The sequence below is a fragment of the Legionella cherrii genome (assembly GCF_900635815.1).
GTDB lineage: Bacteria > Pseudomonadota > Gammaproteobacteria > Legionellales > Legionellaceae > Legionella > Legionella cherrii.
In genome coordinates this window covers 3,529,995-3,543,506 of sequence record NZ_LR134173.1, presented here as the reverse complement: position 1 = coordinate 3,543,506, position 13,512 = coordinate 3,529,995, and the positions used below count along the sequence as shown (strand labels likewise).

Genomic DNA, 13,512 nt, shown 5'->3' with positions numbered 1-13,512 from the left:
TTAAAGACATATATAATAAAAAGAAGGAGGAAGAATTTAGGAACAATATGGAAACGAATCGCGGCCTAGCGGTGACGACAAAGTCATTGCAGGTTATAGAAAGTATTAATCACTTTCATCATCAAATCTTGGGAGCAGGGAAGGAGCCTCATTTTATTTTAGATGCAGTTAAAAATAATCCTGATAATTTACTCCTTCAAGCCTATGCCGCTGCTTTTTATCTTTATGGTCAGACTGATTCCACTACTGCTTTGGCAAAAGAACATTTATTACATGCTGAAAAACTATTGCCTACAGCCAATTTAAGAGAAAAATTAACCTATCAAGCGGTTAAAGCTTGGATGAATTTGGAGTATGAAAGTGCTTTAACCATTTTAGCAAGTTTAACGGCTTTATATCCTCGTGATACTTTGGCGGCAAAATTTGCTGAATGGTTATTTTATTGCGCGGGACAAGCTTATAACAGCCACAACTATTTAGCTTTTTGTGAACGAATTGCCGCACATAATCAGGATGAATCTCACTTTATAGCCATGCATTCTTTTGCTGCTGAGTTGTCAGGACATGTGACAGAAGCCCAACATTTGGCTGAGCATGCGCTTAAAATGGAGCCGATTACTCCTTGGGCTCATCATACCTTGGCACACGCCTATCTGAATACAAATAATATAGCCAAAGGAATTGTGGCTTTGGAAAGATTCCGAGGGAGTTGGGACGAAATCTCATCCCTTCTTCGTGGGCACAACAGTTGGCATTTAGCGTTATTCTATATTGCATTACGTCAAGCAGATAAAGTGATGGATCTTTATCCTCTGATTTTTGGTCTTTCCCCGGAAATTATAACCGAGCAAATCGATGCCATTTCATTATTATGGCGTTTGGATATGGCAGGATTACCGCATTTGGATCGATTTAATGTACTTGCCTCATATCTGAATGAAAATCCGTTGATGCACTATAGCGGTTTTAATACCGTTCATTACATCTATTGTCTTTCTCGTTTAGGTCAGGAAGATGCAGTGCAGAAATCTCTAGCCTCAATTGAAAATTATGCTAAAACTCTGGCAAAGGGATATAATCAAACGCTTTGGCTGTCTGTGGTATTGCCCTTAAGCAAAGGGATTCATGCTTTTGTAAACAACGATTTTCAAACAGCCTGTGATTTGATGGCACCTTGTATTTCAAGACGCACGGAAATCGGTGGCAGCGATGCGCAATCAGAAATCATTGCCCAGACGTATTTTATTTGTTTAGCACAAAGCAATAAGCTGAAGGCGGCACAAGAGTTTTTCCATTTTCATTTAGCACATTATAAGGGAACTCCTTTGGCTGAGTTTTGGTTTAGTTCGAAGTTTAAATTTTAATAAAATAGTAGCATGGGTTTCGGCTTCGCCTAACCCAGGGCTAAATTAAATCACCTCTAAAAGGGCGCAAGCGGCAATGCCTCCTCCACCCGCAGCAACTAATAATACTTTATCTTTTGCTTTAATCTCTGCATGTTCGCGAAGGTAATCCAAAGCAATGCCTACACTTGAACCGGACGTATTGCCGGTTTCTTCCACGGTTTTGACAATACGCTCTTCTGGAAAACCTAATTGCTTGGCAACCGATAAAACTAAATTTTTATTACCTTGATGAGGTACCAGCCACTGAATATCAGCAGTAGTCAGATTTAATGCCTTGAGAAACTCTTCAGCCCCATCAACCATTCCGTGTACTGCTTTGACAAATAATGCCGTATTTTCTTTGATCGTAATATAAAAAAGTTCAGGGTTTGTACACTGTGCGGCGGGCAGTTTTGAGCCTCCTGCTGGAGTGGATACGGTATCGCTCACTTCTCCATCGGCAAATAACGCAGAAGCAATAAAACGGAATTCTGCATCTTCTTTATCGGTGGATACCACACAAGCGGCGGCACCATCGCCAAAGAGAACTCCCGTAGCAAAATTATTTTTATTTAAAAATTTGGAACGAATTTCACTGGCTATTAATAAAACGGATCCCATGCTCGCTTGAGCAATCGCGGCACTTGTATGTAAACCAACTACAAAGCCTGCACAGGCTGCTCCAATGTCAAAAGCACCGGTATTTGTTAATCCAAGGCGGTGTTGCACGAGCGGGCTAGTAGGTGGTGCGAGATAGTCTCCTGAAATCGTGGCTAAGATAATTTGGTTGATCTTATTTTTTTCTGTGGGCTTCGTCGCAAATAGCTTCTCTGCAGCCAATACAGCCAAATCGCTACATGCCTGATCGTCACTGACCCAACGTCTGTTGCGTATACCTGTTGAAAAACTGACTAGTGCTGGGTTTTGTGTGCTATTCATCCATTGAAGCACCTCTTGATTGCTCATAATCTTTTCGGGCAATGCAGCGAATGGACCTTTAAGGTATATATTTTTTTCAGCACGTAATAAATTCATAATAACCTCATGTCATGTTCACCAAAAAGCCTAGTGCAGCATAGCGGAATCCCGTCATCGCCTGTCGCAGGCGGGATGACAGTATTGGACTTTTCTCCTAAAGCATACAAAATGTGGTGGTTCATGAAGACAATACTCCTTCGGAACGCATTAAAGGCAACCCCCCACTGACTGTTATTACAGAGCCTGTCATAAATGAGGTGCTGGATAATAAGGGATCCATTGCCTCTGCCACTTGAGCGGGTTCTCCCATCATGCCTTGCGGAATAATTTGGGCCATTTTTTCTTGATAAGCAGGTCGCTGCCAAAATGCTTCGGTTCTTGAGGTCTTAATCAAACCAACACGTACGATGTTGGATAAAATATTGTTGGCGCTGTAATCAACGGCCAGGTTTAAAAACAATCCTTCTAATGCGGCTTTGGTTGCACAATAAGCGCCATAACGACTGGTTCCTGTAATTGCCGAAAGGCTGGAAATCAGAATCAATCGACCAAATTTATGAGCCAAAAAAGCGGGTAATAACTGATGAATCAACCAAATATTGCCATGCAGATTATCATCAATATAAGTACGTAACGCAGGATAGGATGAAGCATGTAATTTACGGAGTTGGTTTACACGTGTAAAGGCATTCAGGATGACACCATCTAAAGGCTCTTGCAGCAGATGCTGCAGATCTTCTTTACTGTGTTCAGGATTGGAAAAATTGTATACCAAGCCGCTTACGTGCATCTCCTGCTGTTTATAGTGTTCCAAGGTCCTATCCAGGCTTTCTTTAGTGGAACAAGTGATGATGATGCGGTCACCGAATTGCAGCCTTCTTTTGGCTATAGCCTGGGCAATATCTGAGGAGCCTCCAGTAAGCAAGAGATTCATTGTGCCCCCAATTCAAGTAAGTGTTTTGCGATACTGTCTATCGATACATAATGTTCTTTTACTAAAGGCATAACCGGGATTTTTAGTTTAAACTCACGCTCCAACTCGATAATAAGCAGGGCCAACATTAAACTATCCAGACCGCCTTGTTCCAATGAGGCGGATGTATCTTGGGGAAGAGGGGTAAGCCCAATCTTTATCAAAGTATTGCGAATGCGTTCAGTGAGCATGGATTTTATCCTTCTGACTTAAAAGTAGGTTTTTTCTATCCAGTTTTCCGTGTTGATTACGCGGCAATTTTTCAAGTAATTGCACACTAATCGGAAGCTTTTGGGGTAAAAATTGTTGTTTTAATTGTTCGGCAAGCATTTGCTCTGTGATGTTGGGGGCAAAACAACCTTGTTCCATACAGGCAAGTAAGCGGATACCATACAATTCATCAGCCAAAGGTAAGACAATCACTTCTTTAATCCCATTAATTTGGCAAATTTTATGCTCTATCTCAATTAAATTGACCTTTTCACCGCCTATATTCACGATGTGATCTCTGCGTCCTTTAATTGCGATTAAACCCGAAGGCAATTGCTCGGCTAAATCTCCAGTAGAAAACCAGTCCTCTTCGATACGGGATTGTTGTTCTTCCCCTAGATACCCTAACATCAATTGACTGCCTTTAATGAGCAATTCATTGTCTTCTGACAAACGTATTTGCCAATCACCAATGGGGTAACCGGCAAAATCTTCGAGAAATAAAGGGTCTTTACTGGAATAAGTCAGTACGCGAGGGGATGCCTCTGTTAACCCGTAATTATTGTAAATTATTGCTTTGGGAAAGGTACGCACCAAGTTGTCCCGTAATGCAATGCTCAAAGGGGCTCCTGCAGAGACAACCGCCTTTATTTTTGCAGCACTTTCAGGAAACAACGCAGCCATTTTACTTATTGCAACCCAATGAGAGGGGACCCCGCTCCACATTTCAGGGACTTTACCGCTTTCTAACACTGTTTTGATGTCAGTAAATTGGGAGATCAATTCAGTCGTTATGCCCGCAATTAACCCTGGGAGTAATTGGCCTAACAAGCCAAAAGAATAGGACAAAGGTAAAAATAACAATTGATCCTCAACTTGAGAAAACTCAAGGGCGCTTATAACTGCTCGACAATTGGCGCTGATATTTTTTAGAGAAAGTTGTACTGCTTTCATTTGTCCAGTACTCCCTGAAGTAAAGAGTACTAACGCTAAATCAGGATGATGTTTGATGCGATTGTTTTCCTGTATTTCTAAAAGTTCCCCATGTTCATTAACGGTCATGCTCGTGCTTAAAATAGCTCGTTTTTGCGCTTCCAATTCTTGAGGGGGGAAAAGTGCTACGGGTTTTCCGATAGTTAAAGCAGCTAATAATTGAATCACAAATAGGGGGTGAGGCGTTGCTTGTAAAATCAGTATTCCAGGTGGAAGTTTGTCGAATTGTAAGGACATGGTCTTGATTGCTGTTTCTAGCTCCGCAAAACTTAAACGGTGCTTCTCAAAACTTAGCGCAACTTTATTTGGAGAATCTTGAGCCAAAAATTGCATATATTAACCCTCAACCTTATTCAATCGCCAGCTAGAGATGATAGGCAGTGTACTATCCAATAAGTGTTTGCGACAGAAATTTCGACGAATTTTACCACTGGTAGTATGAGGCATTGCCTTAAGTGGAATAAGAATAATGTGATGAACTTCAAGTTGATGAGTCTGATAAACCAGTTCAAAAATGGTATGAAACAAGGTTTCTTGTTCCTCAGGTGTCATAAAACGATTTTTTACCTCACACATGACGGTCAGTTCGTATTCATGTCCGGTTTGCATGACAAAGGCAGCACATTTACCGAGAGATTCATGCGCTGGCGCATGTAAGATGGAGTATTCTATGTCTTGTGGATAATGATTTTTTCCATAGAGGATAATCAAATCTTTGATGCGGCCAGTCACATATAGCTCTCCTTCATGTACAAAACCTAAATCGCCCGTCCTTAAATATATTTGATTACAGGGATCATCATGAATTTTGCCTTGAAATGCGTGCTGTGTTTCTTCTTCTTGTTGCCAATAACCTTGAGCAACACTGGCGCTTTGTACCCAAATTTCCCCGATTTGATCATTATCACAGAGGGTGCGTGTTTCTGAATCAACAATTTTTACTGTTTGCAGCAATTGGCCGCAACTGACTAGGCTGTGGCTATGTGGATTTTCTTCTTCAGCAAAATGGACGCGATGATCCTGATACTGTTCTTTAGCTAGGGTGACTGTGCGATAGGGTGTACCAGTGACATGACCTGTTACTAATAAAGTCGCTTCAGCCAATCCATAACAAGGATAGAAGGTTTCTTTGCGAAACCCATAGTCTTTAAAGGCATGATAAAAATGTTCTAAAGTTTCTTTTCTAATGGGTTCAGCACCATTAGAGGCAATGGTCCAGGAACTTAAATCCAAACCCTCTTTTTTTTCTTCTTTAATGCGTTTCACACAATAATCGTATGCAAAATTAGGACTGCCACTAATGGTTACTCTGTATTTGCTAATGTTTTGTAACCAGGAAAGCGGATTTTGTAAAAAAGAAAAAGGGGACATCAGATAAGTTGGAACACCTGCATAAAGGGGAGTCAAAATATACCCTATTAATCCCATATCATGATGAGGTGGGAGCCAGCTGAAGGAGATGGTTTCTTCATTTAACTGAAAAGCATGGTAAATTTTGTGAATATTATCCAACAAATTGTCATGAGTAATAATCACTCCTTTAGGATGCATCGTTGAGCCTGAGGTGTACTGCAGAAAAGCAATGTCATGTTTTCGAATCAGCGGTGGCTGCCACTGCCCACTCATTTGTAATTCTATGGTGTCTATGGCTAGACACGGAACGTCATCCAAATATGGTTTTCCTTGTTTATCGAGTGCGGCAAATTTTACTAAATGATCTGCCGTCATAATGACACATACAGGCTTTGCATTGTGAATGATGCGATGTGCCTTATCTAATAATTTTGCTTGCGCAGGGGGATAAATGGGTACCGCAATACATCCTGCGTAAAGACAACCAAAAAAAGCTTGAATCAGAGGCAAACCAGGGGAAAATAATAATAAGATCCTGTCCCCAGGTTTTGCTCCTTGAGCTTGTAAGCGTGCGGCAATGGCTTTTGCTCGTTCGTCCAGCTCAGCATAAGTTATTTTTTCTTCTAAATCTCTATTTACAAAAGTGCAGCTCACCTTTTCCGGAGTATGAAGGGCTCGGTACTGAATTGCATCTACCAGTGAGATACAATTAAAAATCTCTTTATTCATCGCAGAAAACCTCATGGCTTATGAAATTGGAGAACCTGTGCTGCGTAGGAGAGTCCGCCTCCAACACTCATCATGAGTATTTTTCCAGGGCGGTCAAAAATCTTTTCCTCGACCGCTCTTGCTAAAGAGTAAAGAACCGATGCACCACCAAGATTACCAATCGTATCGGAATCCCAAATTATGGATTTATTGATTATTTGATTTTCTTCAAGAAGGTGGGTGATTAGTTTGCGATTCACTTGATGTGGAATGATCCAGGTGATCGCTTCTCTGTCCTCTTCTGTAGGGAGTAAATGGGCCAACATCTGCTTGTACTTAACATAGGCCAGTTCTTTCATCAGGGATTCATCGCCAATTAAATGATAACCTATGGTATCAATTTGTTCTTGGGTCGGCGGAAAAACACCCTGGGTAGTAAACGCTTCAACGTATTTTCCCTCCGTAGAAAAAAAAGTTTTTTCAATGGTGAAGGCACCAGTCTCCTTTTTTTCCATAAACAAGGCAGCAGCACCATCAGCTAAACCTATCCAGGTTTTTTCATTTTCAGGGTCGATTACTTTGGATAATGTCTCGGCACAACTGACCAAGATATTACTGTACCCTAAAGCCATTAAAGCATAGGCAAGATGAAGTGTAGATAAGGAAGTGGAGCAACCCGTTTTCAAATCATAAGCAGGGGCATCTAATCCCAAGCTTCCGAGGACCGCTGCAGCTTGTGAGCCCGTAAATCGTTTATTGGTGGTAGACCCCAACAAAAAAGCATGTATTTTGGAGGGGGTGAACTGTGCAAACAGTTTTTGTACTGCTTCAGTGGCTAATGATTCAGAAGTTAACGCTCTGGATTTGTCTAGAGACTCCCAAGGTTTATGGCACCAATAACGAGAATAAAAACCAAACTCCTCACCAATTTTTTCAGCAAATTTTTCTAAAAAAGATAATGAGTGGCTCGAGGTTCTTGGGAAGTTTTTTAAAATATCCAGATTAGTGACTGGAGGAGAATTTGGGAGAACACGGGATGCTGCGGTAATATCAAAACGAATATTGGGGGACAGAATTTCCATAGAGTACCTGTAAGAATATAATGCGACTCATTATAACCGTTTTTTTAGATAATTTGACCCTATTAATTACGAAGTGTATTATTTTGCACAAATTTAACTTAAAGCTGAGTGAAATATGCCCTCATCGTCTGTTGATAAAACCACGATGAAATGGATAGAAAGTCTCATTGATGAGCATAGTTTTCTTCCATTGCTTGCCGATTATGCCCCTAATGATCAAGTCCACTTACAATTTGGGGCTGAAGTGATTACCGGTTTAGCTAAAGTAAACCATAGGCCTGTTGCAATATATGCTCATAATCATTCAGTGAATCGAGGATATATTACCAGCCAAGGGGCGAAAAAGATTATACGCCTTATGGATAGAGCCAAAGACTTACGCATCCCTATCATCGCCTTTTTAGCTTCCCCTGGTATTTCTTTGGAAGAGAATTTGTTAAGTGGTGATGAGTACACTCAAATTATTGCACGCAATATTAATTTATCCGGTATTGTTCCTCAGTTTGCAGTGCTTGTTGCTCCAACCTTAGGTGCACCGGCTTATTCGGCTGTGTTGATGGATTTGCTTTTTTTTAATAAGCATCGTAGCTATTTAATGGTTACCAGTCCTATGGTTGTTCAACAAGCAATCGGTGAAAAAGTCAGTATGGGTGAACTGGGTGGTACAGCTATGCATGCAAGTATTACTGGCATCGCGGATTTTGTTGATGACAGTATCACTGCACAAATAAACCAGGTAAAAAACATGCTCCACTTTCTTCCATCACATAATGGGGAAAGTCCTCCGAGGCATGCAGTCCTAGAACCCATGCATGCTTTGCCCAATATCCCAAATGACCCCAGAGTACCCTTTAATATGCTCGATTTGGTTCAAGCAATTGTGGATAATTCAGAAGTATGCCAATACAAAAGCATGTATGGACAAGCCATGATTTGTGCTTTTGTACGGGTCCATGGGTATGCGGTAGGGATTGTTGCCAATCAAAGCATTCGTTTTAGTGGAGCAATTGATTCTGATGCCGCGCAAAAAGCAGCTAAATTTATCCGGATATGCGATGCTTATCGAATTCCCATACTTACATTAATTGATGTTCCAGGTTTTATGCCGGGAAAACGTGAAGAGCAAAAAGGCTTATTGCAACATGGGGCCAGATTATGTGCGGCCATGCAAACTCGGGTGCCTAGAATGAGTGTGATTGTTCGTAAATGCTATGGGGCAGCTGCTTTTCTCATGATGCAAACCGCATCGCAACAAGGTGATCTGGTTTTGGCTTTAGAGACGGCGACTCTTGGTGTTATGGGTAAAGAGACCACAAAAAAAGTACAAAGTACGGATGGACAGGCCTCTGCCGAAATACAATCGAGTGAAACGGATGGGCTGCACCTCGATCCTTCGTTAAGGGATGCCTATGTGTCGGGTTTGATTGATGAACTGATTGCTCCCGAACAAATACGTGGTCGTTTGGCGCAACATTTGGAATACTTATATCGCAAGATGGATGATCTGCCCATTGCACGACATTCTATTGTGTAAAAGCACTCTCTTTTTTTGAGCAAGAATAGATAAGTGGAACCCCTCATCCTCCCTGGCGGGCACCTTCTCCCCAAAGGGGCGAAGGGAACAACGAAAAGCCCTCTCCCGTTTCGGGAGAGGGGCGGGGGTGAGGGGAGCACGCGCTACAATTTAGTAAGGATTATCATGTCTTCTTACCACGATTTACTGCAATTAATTCATTCCTTTGAGACCTATTTAGGTAATCCTGAACAACAAGATAGCCCGATCAATTTTCAAGAAAGCTTGCGCCACGATGAACAAGAACAGCTTGCCTGGAAGCAAATCAAGCGGATTCAGCAATGGGGTTTTATGGATTATCTCATTCCTCAGAATCTTGGTGGGAAGTTTCATTCGCTTGATGTGGGATATTTTTTTGGTTAAATCAATATGTAGACGCGATTTAACCACAGGTATAGCCCTAGGATTGCCATTCCTAGGTGCTTTACCCCTTTGGATAGCAGGAAATCAAAAGCAGAAAAAAGAGCTGGTGGCATCTTTTCGACGTGGTGAAATTACGGCATGTGCGTTGACGGAGGAAGAACATGGTTCTGATATCATGGCAAATGAAGTCGTAGCCCAACCTTCTCAGAATGGGTGGGTGTTATCCGGAAGGAAATGGTGCATTAATTTTGCTACTCAGGGGGAAAATATTACCCTTCTGTGTCGAACTCATGAACGGGGAGGGCCTTTAGGCTTCTCTGTTTTTTTTCTGAATAAATCTAAAAATACAATCCGGTTTCATGCCAACCCCTAAGCTTCCTACGCATGGGGTGAGAGGGTTGGATATTAGTGGTTTTTCTTTGGAACAGTTTTTTTTTGCCCCAAGAAGCATTAGTTGGTGATAAACAACGCGGGTTGGAAATTATCTATAAAAACATTGCAGGTTTCACGAACTTTATGTGCTTCTTTTGCTGTTGGCGGTGCAGATACAGCATTACGCTTGGCCCTTTCTTTTAGCCTGCAAAGACATATATATGGTAAGGCTGCATATGAAATTCCGGCGGTAAAACAACGACTGGGAGAACAGTTTTGCGCAATTACTCATTGCCGATTGGCACCGCTTTAGCTGTCGCTCGTGCAAGTTCGGTAATGCCTCAACAACTCTCTTTTTGGTCGGCTATTATTAAATTTCTCATTCCCAAAATAACTGAAGAAATTGTCGAAGAATGTGGCATAGTAATGGGTGCTCGGGCTTATTTACGTACAACCGAGTGGGCCATGTTTCAGAAAATCAGACGCGATATCTCAGTAATTGGTTTATTTGATGGGAGTAGTCAGGTTAATTTATCCGTGATTGCAGGAAGTTTATTACCACAAGCAAGGATGAGGGGAAGTTGCCTTCCAAGTCAGTTACACCAACTGGAGTCTATTTTTAATCTCAATGGTGTTTGCTCGCCATTTTCTCTAGATCGCCTAGGCCTTTTTACGCATGCAGAAGACGATATTTTAGCGGGTTTATCTGTATTAAAATCGGAACATATCAATCCTTTAATTCATGCGATTCGTGCTGAGCTTACTCGATTGGATCGCGAAATTGTTTCTTTGCATGAACAAAAACAATTTGACCCACGCAGCTTGGCCGCATTTCGCTTAGCAGAACAATATTGCTGGATTTTTGCAGCAAGTTGTTGCCTTCACTTTTGGCATTTTAATCAGGAATTGATGGCTAAAGAATTACTGGGCATAGACTGGATTCAGTTGGCAATTCAATTAATTCTTAACAAATTAAATTCATACCCAAGTATTGATAACAGATTGCAAGAATCTATGGCGGGCAGTTTATCGCAATTTTACGAGCAACATAAATTATTTTCGGTGATTCCGATAACCATACCTGCCTAACCTGGAAAAGTGCCTCGCCAACTTGAATTTTTGAGGGTATCATTTCGCATCGCATTCATTTTGGCCAGTAATAGGAATGAATTGGAAAAGAATACTTATTGCAGCAATTACCCGAAAAAAATATCAGGCTTTTATTAAGGATACCCAATATCCTGAGCGTTGTCGTGAACGTTTATGGAATCAAGAAATCGTTCCTTTATTAAAAAAATCCTCCTATTGGCAGGCTCTGTTACCAAATAGCCAAACTTTAAGTCTCAATGATTTTCCAATTACGAATTATGAAGATTATGAGGCAGCGCTTCTGGCTGCTCAACACAGTCATATTCAGCCTTTTAATGGGGAAAAATTGATGTTTTGGTCAGAGACTTCGGGAACTTCCGGCGCTCGAAAGTTTTTCCCAATCACTGCGTCATTCCAGGCGCAGTTTCAGCGTACGATGCCCCCTTATATTTATACCTTGACTCAACGCGTTCCTGGTTTGTTTAAAGAAAAAATAGTGTATTTGGCCGCAGTCGATTCGCATAGAACGTCTCCAGCGGGTACTCCTTCAGGTTGGATTAGCAATTTTAACTATCGTCATTTGCCTTCTTTTATTAAACGCTTTTATGCGTTGCCTGATGAAGTATTCGATAATGCTGAAGTCTATGAGCAATGGTCTGCCTTATATGCTTTAGCAACGGATCTCAGTGCACTGTTTGCTGTAACTCCTATGGTTATTGATGCTTTGTTCAAGCGGTGTCGTAACGACTTTAAGTATTTTTTACCCTATTTATTAGGGGAAAAACCGGTTCCTGATTTTTTGCCTCCAATTCAAATTACAAGAAAACGTCAACATTATTTACAGCAGTTGCTAAAACAGGAGCCCAGCTCCTTTAAAGAATTTTGGCCCTCATTAAGTATTGTTGGATGCTGGATTTCCAGTCTTTGTGAATATCCTGCGCATCAATTGCAAAATTTGTTAGGACCAGGAGTTGGCATGGTTGATGGCACTTTTTCTGCTACTGAAGGATGGCTTACTGTCCCTATAGACAATCAACCAGGTGGTTTTTTGCATCCCGGTGCACATATCGTCGAGTTTATTGAAGAGGGCAAGAGTATTAAGAAAGAAAATCTTTTGCAATCTTGGGAGTTAGAGCAAGGTAAAAAATATGAAATATTCTTAACTACAGCAATGGGCTTTGTTCGTTATCAGTTAAAAGATGTAGTGAAATGTACTGGTTTCTTAAATAAAGCACCAAGACTTGAGTTTTGTTATAAAACCCAAATGATAAAGTTGGAAAGTTGTTCTGTCTCTGGTTCCGAATTGCAGAACATGCTGAGCGATATTTCTTTTGAAATCGAACCGCATTGGTATTTTGCACGTAATCGTGTCGGGAATAGAATTGTTTTTGTCACTGACGATGCAATTCAAATATCCGATGCGATATTAGCGCGTATGCACGAATGCTTAATGCAAATCAATGAGTCCTATGCACATAGTGTGATGACTAAAGAAGTATTACCCATGGTTTTATTGCAATTGTCGAAAGATGAATTATTGGCGGATAATCATGCACAGACAAAACCTAAGTTAATTTCTCAGCAAGTCATTACCGAAAAATAAATAGGTTACTTGCTTACTAATGATAATGAAAAAGTGACTCCGTGGGGTTATCTCCCCGGCCATTATAAAAGGAACTCATGCTATGACCGATAAAAATAAAACCAAGGCAAAAAAAGCACCAGGAAAGACCGAATTATCATCATCCATGCTGATTCTTATTGACTTGGTATCCGTCTTGTTTAGCTTGATGCCTGGTGTAGCTGCCTTTAGCATAACCGGTTTATTTATTTATCATGGCTATGTACATACGTGGTTTGTTCTACCTTTGGCTCCCTTTGTTTTATTTGCCTCGTTTATTCTGATTATTGCAGCGATTAGACTGTGTTTGCCTGATTTAAAACCAGGTCGATACAAACGGGAAATGAATCAAATGACTTTTGCTTGGTTTTGTCATTTTGCACTGACTCGTTCCGCTAAAGTAATCGGGCTGACCCCTTTACTGCAAACCTTCAACGTGGTGAAGTTTTGTTACTGGCGGGCACTGGGTGCTAAAGTTTCCTTTCAAATAGTCAATTCTTTTGACATCGATTTTGTTGATTGCCCTTTAATTACCATAGGAAAAAATGTCACTCTTGGTGGTGGAGTGTCAATTTGTTGTCACTCTGATGTTGGCAACTTACTTTTTCTTGCTCCTGTCGTCATTGAAGATAATGTTTTTATCGGTATGTCCACCGCGATTGGCCCAGGAACAACCATTAAAAAAGGGAGTTGGATCGGTTATGGAAACACATTTGTTAATCAGGTAGTTGAGGAAAATACCCGATTAGGAAATGTCAGACCTACCCCTGATATGGAGTAAGTATTCTTGCTCTTATTCACTGAACGGCTGT

Annotated in this window: 14 protein-coding genes; 8 read left to right on the top strand and 6 right to left on the bottom strand. The window is 41.0% G+C overall.

The window, feature by feature from the left end; translation table 11 throughout:
- Positions 1 to 47: 47 nt before the first annotated feature.
- Positions 48 to 1,364 (top strand): tetratricopeptide repeat protein, encoded by a 1,317-nt coding sequence (locus tag EL022_RS15180; protein WP_028379762.1) that lies wholly within the window; start codon positions 48 to 50, stop codon positions 1,362 to 1,364.
- Positions 1,365 to 1,409: 45 nt separating this feature from the next.
- On the opposite strand, the gene EL022_RS15175 is transcribed toward EL022_RS15180, so the two are convergent.
- The 6 genes from EL022_RS15175 to EL022_RS15150 form a co-directional block, all read right to left on the bottom strand.
- The gene (locus EL022_RS15175; RefSeq protein ID WP_028379763.1) at positions 1,410 to 2,420 is read right to left on the bottom strand and encodes a 3-oxoacyl-ACP synthase III family protein; all 1,011 of its coding nucleotides are present in this window, start codon (positions 2,418 to 2,420) and stop codon (positions 1,410 to 1,412) included.
- A 121-nt stretch (positions 2,421 to 2,541) separates the two neighbouring features.
- Entirely contained in the window at positions 2,542 to 3,297 is a 756-nt protein-coding gene (locus EL022_RS15170) for an SDR family NAD(P)-dependent oxidoreductase (RefSeq protein WP_028379764.1), read from the bottom strand.
- The gene (locus tag EL022_RS15165; protein ID WP_028379765.1) at positions 3,294 to 3,527 is read right to left on the bottom strand and encodes an acyl carrier protein; all 234 of its coding nucleotides are present in this window, start codon (positions 3,525 to 3,527) and stop codon (positions 3,294 to 3,296) included. Before EL022_RS15165 ends, EL022_RS15170 begins: the two co-directional genes overlap by 4 nt.
- Positions 3,517 to 4,872 carry a class I adenylate-forming enzyme family protein gene (locus EL022_RS15160; RefSeq protein ID WP_028379766.1) on the bottom strand — a complete coding sequence of 452 codons (1,356 nt, stop codon included), beginning with the start codon at positions 4,870 to 4,872 and terminating at the stop codon, positions 3,517 to 3,519. The genes EL022_RS15165 and EL022_RS15160 overlap by 11 nt, the downstream gene beginning before the upstream one ends.
- Before the next feature lie 3 nt (positions 4,873 to 4,875).
- Entirely contained in the window at positions 4,876 to 6,621 is a 1,746-nt protein-coding gene (locus EL022_RS15155) for a fatty acyl-AMP ligase (protein WP_028379767.1), read from the bottom strand.
- Positions 6,622 to 6,632: 11 nt separating this feature from the next.
- Positions 6,633 to 7,682, bottom strand: coding sequence for a 3-oxoacyl-ACP synthase III family protein (locus EL022_RS15150; protein WP_028379768.1), 1,050 nt, complete (start codon positions 7,680 to 7,682; stop codon positions 6,633 to 6,635).
- 115 nt (positions 7,683 to 7,797) lie between these two features.
- Here EL022_RS15150 and EL022_RS15145 point away from each other — a divergent pair, with 115 nt between their 5' ends.
- The 7 genes from EL022_RS15145 (at position 7,798) to EL022_RS15130 (ending at position 13,481) form a co-directional block, all read left to right on the top strand.
- Positions 7,798 to 9,216 carry an acyl-CoA carboxylase subunit beta gene (locus EL022_RS15145; RefSeq protein ID WP_028379769.1) on the top strand — a complete coding sequence of 473 codons (1,419 nt, stop codon included), beginning with the start codon at positions 7,798 to 7,800 and terminating at the stop codon, positions 9,214 to 9,216.
- 165 nt (positions 9,217 to 9,381) lie between these two features.
- Positions 9,382 to 9,618, top strand: coding sequence for a hypothetical protein (locus tag EL022_RS16535; protein ID WP_241972204.1), 237 nt, complete (start codon positions 9,382 to 9,384; stop codon positions 9,616 to 9,618).
- Entirely contained in the window at positions 9,611 to 9,991 is a 381-nt protein-coding gene (locus EL022_RS16530) for an acyl-CoA dehydrogenase family protein (protein ID WP_241972203.1), read from the top strand. Before EL022_RS16535 ends, EL022_RS16530 begins: the two co-directional genes overlap by 8 nt.
- Positions 9,992 to 10,075: 84 nt before the next feature.
- Positions 10,076 to 10,303, top strand: a complete 228-nt coding sequence (locus EL022_RS16640) for an acyl-CoA dehydrogenase family protein (RefSeq protein ID WP_277873296.1) — start codon at positions 10,076 to 10,078, stop codon at positions 10,301 to 10,303.
- Complete coding sequence (locus EL022_RS16525; RefSeq protein ID WP_277873295.1) at positions 10,267 to 11,079, top strand: acyl-CoA dehydrogenase family protein; 813 nt, start codon at positions 10,267 to 10,269, stop codon at positions 11,077 to 11,079. Before EL022_RS16640 ends, EL022_RS16525 begins: the two co-directional genes overlap by 37 nt.
- 76 nt (positions 11,080 to 11,155) lie before the next feature.
- Positions 11,156 to 12,682: a GH3 family acyl-acid amido synthetase gene (locus EL022_RS15135; protein WP_028379771.1), complete on the top strand. Its 1,527-nt coding sequence runs from the start codon at positions 11,156 to 11,158 to the stop codon at positions 12,680 to 12,682.
- Between the two features lie 82 nt (positions 12,683 to 12,764).
- Positions 12,765 to 13,481: a hypothetical protein gene (locus EL022_RS15130; protein WP_028379772.1), complete on the top strand. Its 717-nt coding sequence runs from the start codon at positions 12,765 to 12,767 to the stop codon at positions 13,479 to 13,481.
- Positions 13,482 to 13,512: the final 31 nt, after the last annotated feature.